Here is a 19,152-nt window from a genome sequence, read left to right as displayed (position 1 = left end):
ACGCTCGAAGGTAGGGAACTAGGAAACGCGAATATCAACGCTGCGGCGGTGGGCGGTCAGCCCTTCTTTGTCGGCCATGCGCTGCACGTGCGGTGCAATCGCGCGAATGCCGGCTTCGCTGTAATGAATCACGCTGCTGGAGCGCAGAAAGTCGTTGGCCGACAGTCCGCTCGCCCAGCGAGCCGTTCCGCCGGTCGGCAACACATGGGAAGGTCCCGCGGCGTAATCTCCCAACGCGACCGGAGCGTAGTTGCCCAAGAAGGTCGCGCCGGCATTGGGAATACTGTCCAACAGCGACTCGGCGTTGTCGGTCGCAATGTGTAGATGTTCCGGCGCGATCTCGTTGGCCAACCGGCAGGCTTGCTCGGCATCTTCGGCCAAGATCAAACAGCCAAACGCTTCGAGGCTTTGCACCGTCAGATCGCAGCGTTCAAGTTGGGCGACTTGCCGGTTCAACTCGGCGTAGGTCGCCTCCAACGTTTCAGCGCTCCAAGTGATCAAAATGCTGGCGCCGGGCGCGTGCTCGGCTTGGGCTAACAGGTCGGCGGCGGTGTAATCCGGACGCGTCGTTTCGTCGGCGATCACGACCACTTCACTTGGTCCGGCGATCGAATCAATGTCGACCTCGCCGTAGACATGCTTCTTGGCGAGCGCGACAAACAAGTTGCCGGGGCCGACGATCTTGTCGACCTGCGGAATCCCTTCGACTCCGTAAGCCAACGCGGCGACCGCTTGAGCGCCCCCCATTCGATAAACTTCAGTCACGCCCAACTCATGACAGGTCGCTAACAAATCGGCGTTGTACGAACCAAACGGAGTCGGCGGAGCGACCACGACCAACTCTTTTACGCCGGCGGCCAAGGCCGGCACGGCGGTCATCAACACGGTCGACGGATAAGCGGCGGCGCCGCCGGGAACGCAGAGACCAGCTCTTTGCAGCGGCAGATAGCGCTGGCGCAAATAGACGCCGTCGGCACGATCAACTTGCACATCTTGGTGCAGAATCGCGGTTTGAAATTGCCAGATGTTATCGCGAATCTGGCGGATCGTTTCCAGGAACTCTGGCGCCGCGGCGTCATGTGCCGCGGCAAGTTCGGATTGCGGCACACGAATCGTTTCGGCCGTCAGTTTTTTGCCGTCTAGCTTTTCACCATAGCGAAGTACAGCGGCCAGCCCTTCAGATTGCACTTGGTGACAGATGCGTTCGACCACTTGCTGCGGTGAGAGAGGCTCGCCAAACGTGTCGATCGTCCGGCGGCGGCCAGCTTCGCTCACCACGTTGCCGCGGGGGCTCAGCTTTTCGCGGAGCGCGGCAAGCTCGGCGACAACGTCGTCGCGACGGGCGTCGATGCGGGCAATTTTCAAAGCGATTTCGGCCATCTTGCTTTCAGGCGGCGGCTAAGGTGGGGCGGACGGTGGTTCAGACAGGGGAGTGTCCCATTTTGTTCGCTCGGAAGCGATCACGAAAGCCCCGTCCCCGCCTAAATTAGGGGCGTACAATCATCCGCCAGCAGCGATGGATTCGCTTGTTGCGGAAGTCTTCGGGAATCGTCTTCTTCGAGATTTCGCGAATTGCGACCCCCTCGAAGAGCGATTCATCGAATTTGAAGCGGCGAAAATTGGTCGAAAAATAGATCACGCCTTCGGGTGACATCCGCGAAATCAGCAGTTCGAGCGCCTCGATATAGTCCAGCTGAACGTCCCAGACGGTTTCGGTTCGCTTGCTGTTTGAGAAGGTCGGCACATCGATCACCGCCAGATCGTAAGTCTCCTCGACGGGAGCGCGGAGCCATTCCATCACGTCCCCCTGCAGCAGACGGTGCTCGTTGCCGCGGAATCCGTTGCGGCGCAAGTTGCGATCGGCCCAAGCGACATAAGTGGGAGAGAGATCGACCGACGTCGTGCTGGCTGCACCGCCGCCAGCGGCATAAACCGAGAATGCGCCGGTATAGCAGAAGAGATTGAGAAAGCGTTTCCCTTTCGCTTCGTCGCGAACCATACCACGGGCAATGCGATGATCGAGAAAGAGTCCGGTATCAACATAGTCGGACATGTTGACCTCAAACTGGAAACCTCCTTCCTCGGCGTTGATCGTCAGTCGCCGATCATCTTGTCGCTGATGCTGCTGGTCGCCGCGCTGCACGACGCGGGTCTTGCCGTAAACATTTTCACGCGGAAGCTCCAGCGAGTCAGCGGCGACATCGCACATGCGATCCAACCACTCGGCATGTTGAGCCGGCGTGCGATCATGCGGACGTTCGTACTCGCCGATGTGCAAGTAGTCGTGATAGCGATCGACTACCAGCGGGATCTCTGGGATATCACGCTCGTACAAGCGGTAGCAATGGACTCCCCGTTTCGGCCAGCGGCGCAGATGGCGCTGCAGTTTGACCAGGCGATTGCGGAAAAGTTCGGCCTGCTCTTCTCCTTTGGCCGAGATTCCACCGAAAGCCGGTTTGAAAGCAGGCTCTTGCGGCGTCTTACGCGGCGGAGCTTCGCTTGGCGTCGCTTCCGTCTTTGGCGAATCGCTTGCTAAAGTTTCGATCTCCGGCGTAGCGGCGTCGGCAGGGACTTCAATGACTGGCGCTGCACGACGCGGCGACGGCTTGTCTGCTGACTGGGTCGATTGGACCTCGGCGGCGTCATCCTCGTCCCACGCATCGGCGATCGTCGGCGGAGTGGATGTTGGCGCAGCAGATGACTCGACGGCATCTTGCGTTTTCGGCGGTCGCGGCCCATAGAACTGGTAAAGTTGGCACTCGATCCGGCCGTTATAGATCTTGCGGCGACGGTCGGCGCGCTGGCCGATCAGATTCTCGAACTGCGATTCGGCAGTCAGCACATAGTGCGACCAGGTCGGCAGACGTCGCAATACATGCGGGAACGATTTGTACAGGTCGATCAGTTCGCGGGGATCGCCGATCCGTTCGCCATACGGCGGATTGGTGATGACGCAGCCATACTCGTCGTCACATTGCAAGTCGCGGAAGTCACGTTGCTCAAAACGGACATCATGCGCCACGCCGGCTGCGTTGGCGTGTTGTCTGGCCAGTCGCAACACGTCGGCGTCAGCGTCAAAGCCCAGCAATGGGCGTTCCAACTTTTTCCGCTTTGCTTTGCGCGCATCAGCGCGCAGGTCCGAGATCAACTCTGGCGGCGTGATCGGCCAGCTTTCAAAATCGAACTCACGCGTCAAACCGGGAGCGACGTTCCGCGCGACCAGCGCCGCTTCGATCGGGATCGTGCCGCTGCCGCAGAAGGGATCGATCAGCGGGCGCCCCGGCTTCCAATAGCTGAGATCGATCATCGCGGCGGCCAACGTTTCTTTCAGCGGCGCCGTGCCGACCAACGTGCGATAGCCCCGTTTGTGCAAACTAGAGCCGGTGGTGTCGATCGTCAAGATCGCTTCGTCTTCCAGCATCGCCACTTCCACCGTAACGCGGGGGCCGGTTTCGGGCAGTTCGGTGACGTTGTGTTCGGCCAAGAGTCGTTCGACGATCGCCTTTTTGACGATTTTTTGGCAAGCTGGGACGCTGGAAAGCTGGGACTTTAGCGAACGTCCGTTGACCGGAAAGCAGCCGTCGGCCGGGATGAACTTTTCCCACGGCAACGCGCGAACGCCGTCAAACAGCAGACCAAAGTCATCGGCATGAAACGTGCCGAGCCGGATCAGCACGCGATCGGCGGTACGGAGCCAAAGGTTGGTTTTCGCAACGTCGGCCATCGTGCCGCGGAACAAGATCTTGCCGGAGCCGATGATTTTCGGTTCGTAGCCAAGCTGCTCGATCTGGCGCGCGGCGACCTTCTCGATGCCGAACGCGGCGGCGGCCAATAAGTCGTATGCGTCGTCCAACGAACTCTCTACGGTTTGCAAAAGACTGTGGGGAAACCATTCATCCTACCCGATTGGCCTCCATTGGCGAATGACTTCGCCCCCGCGAACCCGCCGTCTGCTTGGCTCTCACGGCAGAAAGCGGATAATTGAAGCACGATGCTCCCCATTTCCGATGATTCCCAGCTTGTAGGATCCGCCGATGATCGACCTCCGCAGCGATACCGTCACCCAGCCGACCACGGCGATGCGGCAAGCGATGGCCAACGCCGAAGTGGGGGATGCCGTGATTGATGTCGATCCGACGGTCGATCGACTCGAACGGCTCACCGCCGAGTTGCTGGGGAAAGAAGCGGCGGTCTACATGCCGTCAGGCAGTATGACCAACCAGATCGCGATCCGGATTCACTGCAAGCCGGGAGACGAGTTCCTCTGCGAAGTTGGCTGCCATGTCTACAACTACGAGCAAGCCGCCTTCGCCCAACTCAGCGGCGTCGCGACGCACACGCTGGAAGGGGAATATGGCGTTTTGAAGCCGGAGCAGTTTCATGACGGACTTGTGCGGCCCGAAAATGACCACATGGTCCGCACGCGTCTGGTCTGTCTTGAGAACACCCACAACCGCGGCGCCGGCAAGGTTCAGCCTTACGAAGATGTCGAAAAAATCTGCCGTTGGGCCCACGCCGCCGGATTGCAGACCCACTTGGATGGGGCGCGGCTCTTTAACGCGGTCGCGGCGACCGGCGTTTCGTTGGCCGATTGGGGGAAGCATTTTGACACGGTCAGCGTCTGCTTTAGTAAAGGGCTCGGCGCGCCGGTCGGTTCGTGTCTGGCCGGTCCTGCCGACATGATGCGCGAGGCTCGGCGTCACCGGAAGCTATTTGGCGGCGGAATGCGTCAGGCCGGCATCATCGCGGCCGGAGCGCTGTACGGACTTCAGCACAACCGCGAGCGTCTGACCGAAGATCATGAGCACGCCCAGATCTTGGCCGCCGCGATCCAGCAAGCGGCGGGGCTTTCGCTGACGCCGGAGACGGTCGATACCAATATTGTCATCTTCCGCGTTGATCCAAAAATCGCCACGGCCGCTGAGTTCGTCTCTCAGTTGAAAGAGGCGGGAGTCGCGATGATGGCGATCAGCGCTCAAGCGGTGCGAGCCGTCACCCATCTGGACGTCCGTCGCCAGCAGATCGAAGAAGCGGCGGCGACCTTAAAGAAACTGGGAAGTTAGCGACGTCAGGCCCCCCCGAATTAGCAGGAGGGACGAATAATTGCTATAACCAGGGAAGAATTTCGTGCTGAGGGAGCGAAGTACGCAGTTAAGTCCGATTTTTGCATTCTCTTTGCCGAGAAGTGACAAAAGAATGTAAGCTAAATAGTCCTAGAGACTTAACGACTGCTGACTCCCTGTTTCCGTCCCTCGTTTTCCTCCCCGCAAGACTTCCCAGCGCATGGCCGTCGCCAACACTCATGATTTCTGGAAATTGTTGCTGAAAAGCAACCTGCTTCCCAAGGAGCGCTGCCAGCAGCTTCACGAAAGCTATAAGCAGCACGCCGGTGGAGAAAGCGATCCCAAGAAGCTCGCCAAATGGCTGATCGGCGAGTCAGCGATCACTCCCTATCAAGCGCGCATTTTGCTGGGGGGCAAGTCCGGTCCGTTTCAATTGGGCGCTTACAAGTTGCTGGATCGGATCGACTCCGGCGCGCTCGCCGGCGCTTATCGGTCCGAACATATCGCTTCGGGACAGCCGGTCTTGCTGCACAAGATTTCGAAGTCGACGATCGAAGACGCACAGAAATGGGCCGTCGTCCAGCAACAGATTCGCAGTCGCTGCGCCGCGCCTCACCCGCATCTATGGCGCTGCTACGAATTGGTCGAAGTGAGCGGTAACTACTTTTTAGCGACCGAAGAACCGACCGGTAATCCGTTGCAGGAAAGTCGCCCTGGTCCGGGACAACCTGTTCCGCCGGCCGACTGCACGCGTCTGGTTCGTCAGGCGACTCAGGCGGTGGATCGCCTGCATAGCGCGGGGATGATTCAGGGCAAGCTGACCTCCGACTCGTTATGGCTCGAAGCCAACGGCAACCTGAAAGTGATGCACAATCCGCTGGAATTGCCGAGTCCTGCCGACTGGAGCAAGAGTGATGAAGCGACGCTCCGTCGCGCCGATTTTGCGGCGCCAGAGCTGTCGACTCCTGGAACGGCGCCAACGCGGCTCAGCGATATCTATGCGCTCGGCTGCATCATGTTCGATCTGCTGACCGGAAATCCGCCGTTCGCCGGTGGCGATATCGCTCAAAAATTCAGCCGACATGCGGCCGAACCTGTCGCTCAAGCGCCGTCGATTCCGCCGCAGCTGTTTCAATCGATCTCCTACATGATGGCGAAGAACCCGACGGTTCGTTATCAGTCGGCAAGCGATGTCGTCAACGCACTGACGCCGCTGGTCGATCCATCTCAACTCAATCCGCCGGTGGTGACAGCGCCGCCGACCTTGGGCCCCTATTTGCAAACGCTACCGCAAATGGCGCCGCCGCCGAGCGCGACTCCGCCCCAGGGGATGCCGCAACATTTTTCACCTCCGACGGCCGCTCCCTTTCCCGGCGCGCCGGGGATGCCGTTTCCCGGTGCTCCAGGCATGCCGACGCCGGGCGCACCTCCGACGATGCCCGGTTATGGCGCTCCGCCGATGGCGATGCCCGTGGCGACACCAGTCGCGACGCCGATCGCTGCGCCGGTGGCGACTCCTGTCGCGGCTCCCGTTGGCGGCGTGCAAGGAGAAAGTCGCGCGACTGGCTTGGCCGAGCGCGTCCGCAAACGGAAAAAGGCGAAACGGATCACGCAACTAGTCGTCCTTGGCCTGTTAGCGGTTGGCATGCTGGGCGCCGGCGTGTGGGTGCTGCAAAACATGCCGGATGAAAACGAGCCGATCGCCGAGAACAATCCGCCGCCGGTTGCTGTCGATCCGACCAATCCGCCAGCCAATCCAGATGGCGGCGGCCCAACCAATCCGATGCCGCAGCCTCCGGCCGGCGACAATCCGGTGCAACTGATCGCCGACGATCAAAGAACGTTGTGGGCGTCACCGACCCAGGGAGAAGCGATCTCGTTGGCAGGATTGCCGGCCGGCGTGAAAAGCGTCCTGACGTTGCGCGTCGCTGAATTGACCGGCAGCGAAGCAGGTCGCAAAGCGCTGCAGTCGCTTGGTCCGCAGTTTAACGCCGTCTGGCAAGGATGGGAAACGACCAGCGGTTTTGGCTGGAACGAAGTCGAAACGGCGACCGTCGCTTATGGTCCGACAACGCCGCCTGCCCAACCGACGATGGTCGTTCGCCTAAAAGGAGCGACCAACTTGATGTCGAAGTGGGGCGGAGCAGAGACCGTCGGTCAGGCTCCGGCGCAATACTTCAAGCTGGGCGCCTGGTCGTTTTATCCGCTGCCGTCCGAGAGTGGTCGCAGCTTTGTGATGGGCGTCGAAAGCGACATCGCGGCGATCGCCGCCACCGGCGGCAGCGCGCCGATGTTACCGCTTGAGTTAGAACAACTACGGCGCAGTTCGGACGATCAACGCACGCTGAACTTGCTTTTTGACGCACGCTATTTGCAATCGGCCCAATCGCCGCTCAGCTCTGGCGCGCTCGCCGGTTTGAAAGAACCGGTCGGTTGGTTTCTGGGTGATATGATTCAGGCTGGGCTTGTCAGTTGCCAGTTGGACGACACCTATTGCTATACCGAAGGGCGTTTTATCGGCTCACTCGCGGCTGAGCCGTTCTCGCTGGCCGAATCGTTAAGAGCCCGGATTTTGGGCGGGTCGAAGTTGATCTCGAATGCGATTACGTTGTTGGGGCCCACCCCCTATTGGCAATCGCTGGGAAGCAAATTTCCGACGATGCTGGAGTTCGCTCACAAATTTGCTCGGACCGGGGCGGATGGAAAACAGGCGATCATCAACATCGCGCTCCCTTCGTACGCCGCGCCCAACTTGCTGGCGGCAACCGAGTTAACCATCTCGGCCTCTTCGAGCGGAAGCGCCGCAGCGCCCCCCACGGCAGTCGCTGGTACCGGCGGCGGGGGGCCGCAAACGATTGAAGACAAGCTGAAAAAGAAGATAAGCTTAGCCTTTCCGCAGAATTCTCTCGATTTCGCAATGCGTGATTTCGGAGACGAAGTCGGCGTGCCGGTCAAACTGATCGGCGGTGACTTGCAGTTAGACGGCATCACCCAAAACCAGCAGATCCGGCAGTTCAACATGATGGATAAGCCGGCCGAAGAGGTGCTGATCGCGCTGCTGATGAAGGCGAATCCGATCACGACTGTCCAGTCGCCTGACGAAGTCGACCAAAAACTTGTTTATGTAATTGGACCCGATCCGGAGAAACCGGACGGTGACAAGGTTATATTGATAACTACCCGAGCCGTGTCGGCCAAAAAGGGAATCCCCTTGCCAGCGCCTTTTCAGCTGAAAAAATAAGATTGCCGGACGTTGACCCCAAAGCCGTAACGACGTGGAACCTTTCTCAATCCGATGTACGACCTGCCAGGCGCCTCTCCGTGTGAAACATGCGGAGTTGATCGGACAGATTCTACCTTGTCCGAAATGCGGCAGCATGGTGCAGATCATCGCGTCGAGCGCGTCTTCCAATCTGTCGGCGGCTGACGCAGCCAACGCCAAGACGGTTCATCTACCGCCTGCCGAGTCGACGAAACCCAGCAAGTCGACCGCAGCCCCAACAACGTCTCCCACAAAAAACGCCGCTTCCTCTCGGTCAGCCGCAACGCCTCGTCCGGCTGCCGCTGCTGCGGCGTCGGTCGCCGAAAGCTCGGAAGAGCTATTCGCCAACGCCGCCCAGATGCTTTCGGACGACGCGCCGCCAGAAAATCCATCGCCTCCGCAACCCCAACCGACTGCAGCAGAATCTTCGCCAAGCGAGACTCCCTCGGCGATTCCTGTGGCGCCAAAATTCGCTACGTATCGGCTGATCGCGATGATCGGCGGCGGCGTAGTCGTGGGTGGTCTGCTGCTGGCGCTGGTCGTGCGAGCGATCTTGCTTGACGATGCGCCGGTCGCTCAGAGCGAAACGGCGGTCGCGACGACCCCGGTCGACGCGGCTCCCGAGCCGCCTGCCGAAGAACCAGCAGCGGAAGCCGAAACGCCGAACGAGAAAGTCGCCGTCGAGACGCCGGTTGAGAAGCCAGCGACGGCTGAAGCAACGCCTGTCGAAGCGGCCATGCCGGCAGAAGCCGATCCAGCGGCGACGGAAGAAGCAGTCGCTAGCGCCGAACCGGTCGAGATGCCGCTCGACGAAACCCAACCCCAAGAGAACCCGTTTCTGTTTGATGATCCGGTGCAGGCCAAACCTTCGATCGACGCCGCTGCGGTTGACGCGCCGGAGACGACCGATGAGCAGCGGATGAAGTTCGCCAACGATCCGCTAACCGGCGTGTTGGGCGAAGCGTTCCCCTTGTTTGATGACTCGATGTTCGACGTTCCCGCTTCGGAATCGATCGTTGATGATACGGCCGAGTCAGTGCCAGCGGTTCCCGATTCGGAGGAACAACTGCCGCCGGGGCCGATCATCGAAAAACCGGCGCCGCGAACCGTGAATATCTCCGCTCGGTTGAACGATCCTTATCTCAGCGCCAAGTTTCGTAAGATCCCGCTTATGGATCATTTGCGCAACTTGACCCGCTGGAGTACGATCCCGATCTCGGTCGATCCGCTGGCGCTGCAATCGGCGGATGTTCCGGGGGACAAGAAAATCGACGTCAACCTCAGCGGGACCAATACGGGAAATCTCCTGCGCGCCGCCGTCGAACCGTTGCGGATGTCAGTGGATGTCACGGCCGATCACATTCAGATCGTGCCGCTGAAACAAGCTGGCGTCAAACCTCCGACGATTCGCTTTCCGGCCGACGATCTGGCGACGGACGAGAAAGCGATGGCCGAACTCGCCTATACGCTGACGCACTTGGTTGAACCAACCACCTGGCAAGGCGCTGGCGGAACGCACACGTGCCGCACCGGTAAAAAAGAATTGCTGCTTTCGGCCGACTCGAAAACGATCTTTCAGGCGATGGTGATGGTCGAAAAGCTGCGTGTCGCTCGCGGCAAGTCGCCGCTGAGTCGTTACGACGCCAAGTTATTCAAGCTGGAGCCGCGTAGCGAGCAAGCGGCGGCGATGCTCGATAAAAAAGTGCAACTCAGTTTTGCCGAACCGACCGAATTGATCGAGATTGTCGAACAACTGGAAGACGCGACCGGAACGGTCATCTTGATCGATTGGGGCTCGTTACTGCAGGAAGGCTGGAATCCCGATACCAAGGGAACGATGTTTGCGATCGACGTCACGTTGCGTGAAGCGCTGCAGTCGCTGCTCAAGCCGCTGGAGATGGACTTCCGTACGATCGATGAGCGCACGCTGCAAATCGCGATGAAGTCCGACATCGCACAGCATGGTCTTGTCGAACTCTACCCCATCAGCGATCTCGCGGACGGCCCTACGCAAGCCGCCGCTTTGATCCATCGCTTGAAGACCGAACTTGGGATCGCCGACGATCCCGAATTCGCACTGCTCTACGACGAGCCGAGCAAACATCTACTCGTTCGCTTGCCGCAGCCGAAGCAAGAGGAACTCTCCGCGACGCTCGCAAAAATGCGAGCGCCGTAGAGCGGAACCGACAAGCTACGCATGGGACCCTACCGGCTACATCTTGATGTCCAGCGCATCGGCCACTTTGCGGCATTTGGCCATCGTTTGGGCGAACTGCGGCAGCGTCAAAGATTGATAGCCGTCGCTCATCGCTTCTTCCGGTTTCGGATGAACTTCGATGATCAATCCGTCGGCGCCAACGGCGACGCTGGCGGCGCACATGTCTTCGACCAGGTAAGCGTGCCCAGTGCCGTGGCTCGGATCAATCACGACCGGCAAGTGGGTCTTTTGGTGCAAATAAGGAACGGTCGCCAGCGGCAAGGTGAAACGAGTATGCGCCTCGAAGGTGCGGATCCCTCGTTCACACAGCATGACGTTCTGGTTTCCTTCGTTCAGAATGTACTCCGCCGCCAACAGCAGTTCGTCAATCGTCGCAGCCGGTCCGCGTTTCAGCAGCACCGCTCGGTCCACACGGCCGCAGGCTTCTAGCAAGCGATAGTTCTGCATATTGCGAGCGCCGATCTGCAACACGTCGGCGTACTTGGCGACCAGCTCGACATCTTCCGGAGACATCACTTCGGTGACGATCGCCAGGCCGGTTTCTTCGCGAGCGGCGGCCAGCAGCTTCAGACCTTCTTCCTTCATCCCTTGGAATGCGTAAGGACTGGTGCGCGGCTTGAACGCTCCCCCACGCAGCGCCGTCGCGCCAGCCGCTTTGACCGCGTGGGCAGTCGTGATCAGTTGCTCTTCACTTTCGACCGAACAAGGTCCGGCGATCACGCCCAACGAACCGGCGCCTACTTTCAAATCGCGGACGACCACTTGGGTTGATTCCGGTTTCACTTCGCGACTCGCAACTTTGTACGGCGCCAGGATCGGCATCACCGCGGCGACGCCGGGTCCGCTTTCCAGCGACTCTTTCATCTCTGCGCGTTTGTCGCCGATCGCCGCGATCACGGTCCGTTCCTCGCCGACGATCACGTGCGCTTTCAGTCCTAAATTTTCGACTCGCTTTACCATGTGTTCGATCTCCGGCTGTCCGGCTCCACGCTGCATTACCACGATCATTGCCTGGGTGCTCCGATTGAAAAACGCTGTAGGAAAACGAAAAAGGCCCTGAACTTCTAAGGAAGTTCAGGGCCTGAAAGTGACTCGTATTAGCGATTGTGCGTCTACGCAGCTCCTCCAGGCCCACCGGTAAAGTAGGTAAAGGACTGCCAAAAGTAGCTGTTTCGCACGATCATGTTGGTCATTATGACTGTCCGAGCGGCGAACGCAAGTCGTTCTGCTCGGCACTATGGCATTCTTCACGAATCGTAAAGAAAACGTCCAAACGGGGACGCATCTTCCGATCTGTTCCCTATCGCGTTGCGGTCGACGGAGTCACAACGGCCGCAGGTTTGATGACTGTTTGCGGCACGACCGGGTTCACCGCGGGAAGCCGTATCGTAAATGCCGTGCCGACGCCGACGGTGCTTTGCACGCGGATTTTCCCTTCGTGCGCCTCGATGATATCGCGGCAAGTCGCGAGTCCCAGCCCGGTTCCTCCCTTGCCGCTGTCGTCCGGTCCACTTTTCGTCGAGAAGAATGGATCGAAAATTTTTGGCAATTGATCAGCCGGGATGCCAGTACCGCTATCACGCACCATCAAGCTGACAACGCCTTCTGCGGCGTCATGCGACAAGCGAACGACCAAACGACCTCCCTTGGGCATCGCCTGACGAGCGTTGATCAATAGATTGAGCAACACTTGTTGAATCTGATTGCCGATCGCCAGGGCAGGGGGAACGTCGTCTAGTTGAACGTCCAACTCGACGCGATACTTTTGCATCTCCCGTTCCAGCAGCATGATCGCGTCTTTGACCAGCGGCGCCAGATCGGTCGGCTCGCGGCGATCACTGCGGTTTTTGGCCAAGCCCAACACGCCGGTGGTGATCTTCGCGGCCCGCTGTCCGGCGGCCAGAATTTTGTCAAAGCAGCGATTGCGGGTCGCTTCGTCCTGATGGCGAAGTCCCATCTGAGCGTAGTTGATGACCGAAGTCAGGACATTGTTGAATTCGTGTGTAGTGGAGCTCATCAGTTCACCCAGTGCGGTGAACTTTTGGGCTTCAGCCAGTCGTCGTTTGAGCGTTTCGACTTGCTCTTCAAGCGATGGCTGGTTGGGGGAATCTGTGTCCGCCGACGTCTTCCTTGACACGCGCGTCCTGCCTTTCCTACTAGAAACTTCCCACCCTGCTGGACTTCGCAAAGCTGCCGAATCTTCCCTGTCGGCGTCTCTTAAAGTCCTGGGAAATGGAGATTTACCGCATAGAAACGTATCGTCGTTTTCCTCTTCGCGACTCAAACCGAACCCGCTACAATCGGCGCCCCCGATACAGATCCCCCAATGTCGCAAAGGATTCTGCGCATGCATACGCTCGATTTGCTGGAACAAGCCGTCACCGCCGCCGAGCAACTGGGGTATCAGGTCCGCCGCGAATGGCTCGACGGCAGCGGGGGCGGAAGCTGCGAAGTCGCCGGCAAGAAATGGATCTTCCTGGATCTCTCGCTCGATTCACACGAACAACTGATGCAAGTCTTGGATGCGATCGCGCAAGATGAAGCGCTGACGACGATCCCGCTGCCGGCGTCGCTGCAATCGCTCACCCACCGCTCCAGACGAGCCGCCTAGACAACTTTCTGGCGCCGAATCTCTTTACGGCAGTCCCGCAAACCCGAACAACCGCTTGGTCTGAATGTACATTTCGACCGAGCGGGGAAGCTGATAGCGGATTGTTTCGCCGGCAGCGCAGCGGCGGCGAATTTCGGTGCTGCTGAGTCCAACTCCTGGCACATCGACTAGATTGCCGGCAAAAGCGGCCAGACGCTCGGTCGAGCAATACGGCGCCAAGACGCTCCAATCGGGTTCCGGCGAGCCCGGTCGCCGCATCACTGCTGGCGCCGCCAGCTGACAAACTTTCTCTGGACTGCGCCAAGTCGAGAATTCGGCCAGCGTGTCGCCGCCGATCAACAGGAACAGTTCGGCATGCGGCGTCTGCTTGCAGATCTCGGCCAGCGTGTCGACGGTGAAACTGACCCCTCCGCGCTCCAGTTCTAGCGGACAAACGCTGAACGCTTCGTTCCCGGCGATCGCTAGCTGCAACATCGCGACACGATCCGCGTCGGCCGCCAATTGCTGATCGAGCTTGTGGGGGGGAATCGCAGCCGGCACGAACCAAACTTCGTCGAGCGAAAGCTGCTCTCGTGCATATTCGGCCAATAGTAAATGGCCAAAATGAACCGGCGAAAAAGATCCCCCAAAGATTCCCAGACGCATTGAACTCTTTCGCTTTTTCTAGATCGCCGCCGGAAGCCGTGCAGAAGTCGTTACAATTCAATGTAACTCCCCACTTCCGCGCCGACCATCCAAGCGCTGATCTGCACCAACCATCGCTCGTGAAGCAACAAGACCTATTCAACACCGCGCCGGCGCCCTGGGAAGTCGACGATCTTGTTTCGCACATCGTCGCCAAGATCGTCTTCTCGACCGGGCCGCAACAACCGTTCGACTATCTCGTGCCAGAAAATCTGGTTCCGGTCGCCGTCGCCGGTCGTCGCATGCGCGTCCCCTTTGGTCGCGGTGATCGCCTGGTGCAAGGATACTGCGTTGAAGTTGGCGCCAAACAGGTGTTGCCCAACAAACTGAAGTCGATCCGTGAAGTGGTCGACGATGTCACGCTCCTCAGTCGCACCATGCTGGGGCTGACGCGTTGGATGGCCGAATATTACCTTTGCCCCTGGGGTCAGGTGTTAGAGGCAGTCGTTCCCGCGGCGGTACGGGGAAACGCCGGTACGCGGGAAGTAACGCTGCTGACCGTGCCGCGCGAAACGGCGATGCAACTCGCGACGCTCAAATTGCCTGCTAAGCAACATGCCGCGCTGACCATCTTGGCCGCGGCGGGAAAAGCGCTTACTCCGCCAGAACTAGCGCAAGCCGCCGGTTGCACGCTGGCGCCGATCATGGCGCTGCGGAAGAAAAAGCTGGTTCACGTCGAAGTCCGCCGCGTCAGCTTCGCCCATTTCGATGATACGCCAGCCGAAGCGGAGCCTTCCAAACAGCTAAACGAAGATCAAGCTGCGGCCCTGAAAACCATCTTGCACGCCGTCGACGAAGAGCGACATCAAACGGTGCTGCTGCACGGTGTGACCGGCAGCGGCAAGACCGAGGTCTATCTGCAAGCGATTGATCGCGTCGTCGCCGCCGGCAAACAGGCGATCGTGCTGGTGCCGGAGATCAGTCTGACGCCGCAAACCAAACAGCGATTCCGGGCCCGCTTTAACCAAATCGCGCTGCTGCATAGTCACATGAACGACGTCGAGCGGCATTGGCAATGGAAGCGCATCGCCAGCGGTCATATTCCGGTGGTGGTCGGCGCTCGCAGTGCGATCTTCGCTCCCACGCCCCGTCTGGGGATGATCATCCTGGACGAAGAGCACGACTCGTCGTTCAAGCAAGACTCGTCCCCCCGCTATCATGCGCGGGATGTCGCCGCCTGGCGGGCGGAAAGCGAAAATGCGCCGCTCATTTTGGGTTCGGCGACTCCTTCGCTCGAAAGTTGGCGGCAAACGCAAACCGGTGCGATCACGCTGGTTTCGATGCCGCGGCGCGTGAATAACTATCCGCTGCCTGACGTGAAGACGGTCGATCTGCGGGTCGATCGCAAAAGCATGGGCCGCGGCGCGATCAGTCGCCCCCTGTATCAGGCGATGCGGCGCACGATCGAAGAAGAGGGGCAGATGATTTTGCTCCTCAATCGGCGCGGCTACGCGACCCATATTCAATGTCCAGCGTGCGGCGAAAAAGTGGTCTGCCCTGAATGTGAGATTGCGCTGACGCATCACCTGGCCGACAACGTCGCAATTTGTCACTACTGCGACTATCGCCAAGCGGCGCCCAAGAGCTGTCCCGCGTGCGGTTTTACCGGCATTCACTTTTTCGGCTATGGAACGCAGAAGCTGGAAGCGGAAGTCAAAGCCCGTTTTCCAGGTGTCGAGTGTCTGCGGATGGATAGCGACACGATGAAAAAACCAGGTTCGCACGAAGCGGCCCTCGATCGTTTCCGCTGCGGCGACGCGAAGATCTTGGTCGGCACGCAGATGATCGCCAAAGGACTCGACTTTCCTAACGTGACGCTAGTCGGGGTAATCAACGCCGACACGGCTTTGCACTTTCCCGATGTGCGAGCCGGCGAACGAACGTTCCAACTAATTACCCAGGTCGCCGGACGAACCGGTCGCGGCCACAAGGGTGGGCAAGTGTTGGTGCAAACGCTCAGCCCAGATCACCCGGCGATTGAAGCGGCGGCGCGGCACGATTACACGCTCTTCGCTGGCCGAGAGCTCCCATTTCGCGAGAAATTCCAGTTCAGCCCGTTCGCCAAGATGGTTCGCCTGGTCGCGCGGGCCGAGACCGCGGCGGCTCCAGAAGCGTTTCTGGATGAGTTCGCCAAACAGCTGCAAAAGGTCGCGATTCCACTAGAACTGAAGCTGCATTTGCAAGGTCCTGCGGCGGCGCCCATTGAAAAGCTGCGGGGACAATATCGCTTTCATCTGCTGCTGAAATCGCTCGACGGCGAGAACCTGCGCAAGGCGGTTCAAATGGTCGCTGCGAAGACGAAATCGCCGGACGAGGTGATCTGGACCATCGATGTCGACCCGGTTGATATGATGTAAATCGCGCCAGACCAGTACTTTCGGGGGTGCGAATCTGTCTGGCTCCGAGCGGTCCAAACCTCTAGAATGCTTACGAGTCCCCTGAATTCCCGCATCTTTTTCGGCAGAGCATGTCTTACCGCTCGCTAAAACGCGTTCTCGGCGAAACCAATCTCGAACGAAAGTGCCGCTTTCTGTTCGGGACTTGCTTGCTGTTGCTCATCATGGGGAGCTTCACCTGGTATGGCCAATCGACCGAACAGTTGGTGCACGAGAAGAACGAAGCGACCGGCCGCTTGCTGGTCGATGCGGTGCTGCTGAAAATTCACTGGCAGAGCAACGAGAAAACATCGCAGCCCGGCTATGACGCCTACGTCGCCGAAACAGGCTTGGAACTGGAGTACATTGATTACGACTGGGAGATTTTGGTTCGCGATCCTGAGGCCCGTGCTTTGGCGCGGACGCTGAACAAAGAGGAAAAAATTTCGCTGCCGGCCAACGAGGAAGAATACCAAACGCTGGCCGAGTTGCAGTATGAGCAAGAGACGCGTGACAAAGAAATTTTGCAACGCTTTTTGGCGACGCCAGAGCTTGAAACGAAAGTCGTCGACGAAGAGTGGGTCAAGTTCAAACCGCAGACCGATGACAAAAATCTAATCGAGTATTCGCCGGTTTCGCGTTCTTCGTACAACGACAGCAGCAAAACCTACGTCTACTACCAGCCGATCTATTGGAAGTATTCATGCACGCTCTGCCACAACAATGATGTCGCGGCCGCGTTTCCTGCAGGACAACCGGCGACCGAAGATCGTCTGCCGTTCACGGTCGTCAAAATCACCAAGCCGGATGACGTAACGCAGCTGGCGCTGAACAAGAACTTCGCGTTTCTCGTGGCCACCGGCATTATCACGGTGGCGCTGTCGATGGCGGCGCTGTACCTGATCGTCAAATATGTGATCGTCAAACCGCTCAACCATCTGCGCGAGGTGAGTGAAGAAGTGACCAACGGCAACACGTCGGTCCGCGCTGACATCCGCACCAACGACGAGTTTGAAGATCTCGCCGCATCGTTCAACAAGATGCTGCGTCACTTGATCGATGCGCAAAATCAATTGCATCTGGCCAACGATGATCTGGATAACAAGGTCGACGAGTTGGCCCGCGTCAACGTGCAGTTGTACGAAATGAACCGCGTCAAAAGCGACTTTTTGGCGAACATGAGCCATGAGCTGCGAACGCCGCTCAACAGCATCCTCGGCTTCTCCGACGTGCTTAGCGGCATCGACAGTCTAAACGACAAGCAAAAGCGCTACGTGCAAAATATTCAAAAATCAGGGCGTCTGCTGCTGGACATGATCAACGACATTCTTGATCTGGCGAAGATCGAAAGCGGACGCATGGAAGTTCGCCCCAGCGAGTTTTCGGTCGCGGCGGTCGTGCGCGCCAACTGCGACATGGTCCGTTCTCTAATCGAAGAAAAGAATCTCGACCTGGAGTGCGATGTGCATGACGGGGGAGAGCCGATGTTCCAGGATCAAACGAAGCTGCAGCAGATTTTAACCAATCTGCTGTCCAACGCGATCAAGTTTACGCCCGAAGGGGGCCGCATCATTTGTCGCGTCTCGCGTGAAGAAGAGATGATGAAGTTGGCGGTCGAAGACACCGGCGTCGGCATCGCCGAAGAAGATCGCGAGATCATTTTCGAGAAATTCCGCCAAGGCGCCGTTTCGCCGCGCAACGACTCGCTGACCCGCGAGTTCTCCGGCACCGGTCTCGGACTGTCGATCGTGATGGAAATCTGCAAGCTTCTCGACGGATCGATCGAAATGGAAAGCCAACTCGGCTCTGGCAGCACGTTCACGATTCGGATTCCCTGGATCGCTGACGAAGGGCCTGACCTTTCGCAATCGACGTTTCGCAGTAAGCTTAACGATCTGAGTAAATCGAGCGGCGAGTTTCCCCGCATCAACGGACCAACTTCGCCCAACGGCAATTCGACCACCGACGCCGCCGCTCCTTCTCAGCGAAGCTTGTCGTAGCCGATTGCACTTGCTTGCGATTTGCTCGCCGTTAGTTCGTTCACCCTCTGCTTAGCGATTGTCTTATGCCGTTCGAGCCCGAAGTCTCTCTATTCACCGATGGCGCCTGCAGCGGCAACCCCGGCCCCGGCGGTTGGGCGTTTATTCTGCGTCATCACGGCACCGGCAAAGAGTTGGAAGGTTCTGGCGGCGAAGAAGTCTCGACCAACAACCGCATGGAGTTGCAAGCGGTGATCGAAGGACTCGGCACGCTCAACCGTCCTTGCCGCGTCGAGCTGTTCACCGACAGCGTCTATGTTGGCAAAGGAATGTCGGAGTGGATGCCGAAATGGAAGAAAAACGGCTGGCGACGCAAAGAAGGCAAAGCCTGGAAGCCGGTCAAAAACGAAGAACTGTGGCGCAAGCTGGACGAACTGCTGCTGAAGCACCAGGTCAAATATACCCGCGTCGCCGGTCACAGCGGCCATCCCGAGAATGAACGCTGTGACGAACTTGCGGTCGAAGCCTGCCAGAAATTCAAATAGCTGTAGGGTCCGCTGTGCGGACCGAGAATCGCTAGCGATTCAAATGGTCCGCACAGCGGACCCTACGACAGGGCGGACCTTAGCGACTTACAACTTGTCGGCCATCTCTTGGGCTTTGGCTTTGATGGCCGCCGCATCTTTTTCGGCCGCTAGTTGCTTAAAATCGGCCATCAACTCTTCGGCTTTTTGCGGCTTGGCCTCACGCATCCCTTCGATTTCTTCATAGAGCCGCTTCTTGACCGCTTTTAGATTCCCATTGGTGGCGATCTGCTGAAGCGTTTCCTTTGCATCCGGGGGCGGCGGAACCACCCTGACCGATTCTTCCCCCGACAAGCCGCACCCCAGCAGACAACCAACCAACAAAAACAGACTGATAGAATGAAACAATCGAGACATACTGCGTTTCCTTCACCGA

At 58.7% G+C, this 19,152-nt stretch carries 13 protein-coding genes; 7 read left to right on the top strand and 6 right to left on the bottom strand.

Annotation, left to right across the window (positions count from 1 at the left end; translation table 11 throughout):
- Positions 1–18 precede the first annotated feature (18 nt).
- The gene (gene hisD, locus M4951_RS09625; protein ID WP_262026271.1) at positions 19–1,380 is read right to left on the bottom strand and encodes a histidinol dehydrogenase; all 1,362 of its coding nucleotides are present in this window, start codon (positions 1,378–1,380) and stop codon (positions 19–21) included.
- Between the two features lie 106 nt (positions 1,381–1,486).
- Positions 1,487–3,853, bottom strand: a complete 2,367-nt coding sequence (gene rlmKL / locus M4951_RS09620) for a bifunctional 23S rRNA (guanine(2069)-N(7))-methyltransferase RlmK/23S rRNA (guanine(2445)-N(2))-methyltransferase RlmL (protein ID WP_262026270.1) — start codon at positions 3,851–3,853, stop codon at positions 1,487–1,489.
- Positions 3,854–4,034: 181 nt separating this feature from the next.
- Between rlmKL and M4951_RS09615 the strand changes: the two genes are divergently transcribed.
- The 3 genes from M4951_RS09615 (at position 4,035) to M4951_RS09605 (ending at position 10,501) form a co-directional block, all read left to right on the top strand.
- Positions 4,035–5,063: a threonine aldolase family protein gene (locus tag M4951_RS09615; protein ID WP_262026269.1), complete on the top strand. Its 1,029-nt coding sequence runs from the start codon at positions 4,035–4,037 to the stop codon at positions 5,061–5,063.
- A gap of 220 nt (positions 5,064–5,283) precedes the next feature.
- A complete protein-coding gene (locus M4951_RS09610; RefSeq protein ID WP_262026268.1) occupies positions 5,284–8,304 on the top strand; it encodes a serine/threonine protein kinase in 3,021 nt (1,006 codons plus the stop codon).
- A gap of 82 nt (positions 8,305–8,386) precedes the next feature.
- A complete protein-coding gene (locus M4951_RS09605) occupies positions 8,387–10,501 on the top strand; it encodes a hypothetical protein (RefSeq protein ID WP_262026267.1) in 2,115 nt (704 codons plus the stop codon).
- Positions 10,502–10,537: 36 nt separating this feature from the next.
- Here the strand turns inward: M4951_RS09605 and aroF are convergent, their stop codons facing one another.
- Both aroF and M4951_RS09595 read right to left on the bottom strand, forming a co-directional pair.
- A complete protein-coding gene (gene aroF / locus M4951_RS09600) occupies positions 10,538–11,551 on the bottom strand; it encodes a 3-deoxy-7-phosphoheptulonate synthase (RefSeq protein WP_262026266.1) in 1,014 nt (337 codons plus the stop codon).
- A gap of 292 nt (positions 11,552–11,843) precedes the next feature.
- Entirely contained in the window at positions 11,844–12,680 is an 837-nt protein-coding gene (locus M4951_RS09595; protein WP_262026265.1) for a sensor histidine kinase, read from the bottom strand.
- A 210-nt stretch (positions 12,681–12,890) separates the two neighbouring features.
- On the opposite strand from M4951_RS09595, the gene M4951_RS09590 reads away from it, so the two are divergent.
- A complete protein-coding gene (locus M4951_RS09590; protein WP_262026264.1) occupies positions 12,891–13,154 on the top strand; it encodes a hypothetical protein in 264 nt (87 codons plus the stop codon).
- A gap of 24 nt (positions 13,155–13,178) precedes the next feature.
- On the opposite strand, the gene nadD is transcribed toward M4951_RS09590, so the two are convergent.
- Positions 13,179–13,799 carry a nicotinate-nucleotide adenylyltransferase gene (nadD, locus tag M4951_RS09585; RefSeq protein ID WP_262026263.1) on the bottom strand — a complete coding sequence of 207 codons (621 nt, stop codon included), beginning with the start codon at positions 13,797–13,799 and terminating at the stop codon, positions 13,179–13,181.
- Between the two features lie 38 nt (positions 13,800–13,837).
- Between nadD and priA the strand changes: the two genes are divergently transcribed.
- The 3 genes from priA (at position 13,838) to rnhA (ending at position 18,737) form a co-directional block, all read left to right on the top strand.
- Entirely contained in the window at positions 13,838–16,195 is a 2,358-nt protein-coding gene (priA, locus tag M4951_RS09580; protein ID WP_262026262.1) for a primosomal protein N', read from the top strand.
- Between the two features lie 110 nt (positions 16,196–16,305).
- Positions 16,306–18,213, top strand: coding sequence for a sensor histidine kinase (locus tag M4951_RS09575; RefSeq protein ID WP_262026261.1), 1,908 nt, complete (start codon positions 16,306–16,308; stop codon positions 18,211–18,213).
- A gap of 65 nt (positions 18,214–18,278) precedes the next feature.
- Positions 18,279–18,737, top strand: coding sequence for a ribonuclease HI (gene rnhA, locus M4951_RS09570; RefSeq protein WP_262026260.1), 459 nt, complete (start codon positions 18,279–18,281; stop codon positions 18,735–18,737).
- Positions 18,738–18,824: 87 nt separating this feature from the next.
- Here rnhA and M4951_RS09565 read toward each other — a convergent pair whose 3' ends face one another.
- Entirely contained in the window at positions 18,825–19,133 is a 309-nt protein-coding gene (locus tag M4951_RS09565; protein ID WP_262026259.1) for a hypothetical protein, read from the bottom strand.
- Positions 19,134–19,152: the final 19 nt, after the last annotated feature.

Origin of the sequence: Blastopirellula sp. J2-11 (genome assembly GCF_024584705.1) — a bacterium.
GTDB lineage: Bacteria > Planctomycetota > Planctomycetia > Pirellulales > Pirellulaceae > Blastopirellula.
Note: the sequence above shows the minus strand (reverse complement) of the source record. Positions and strands in the feature narration are given on the sequence as shown.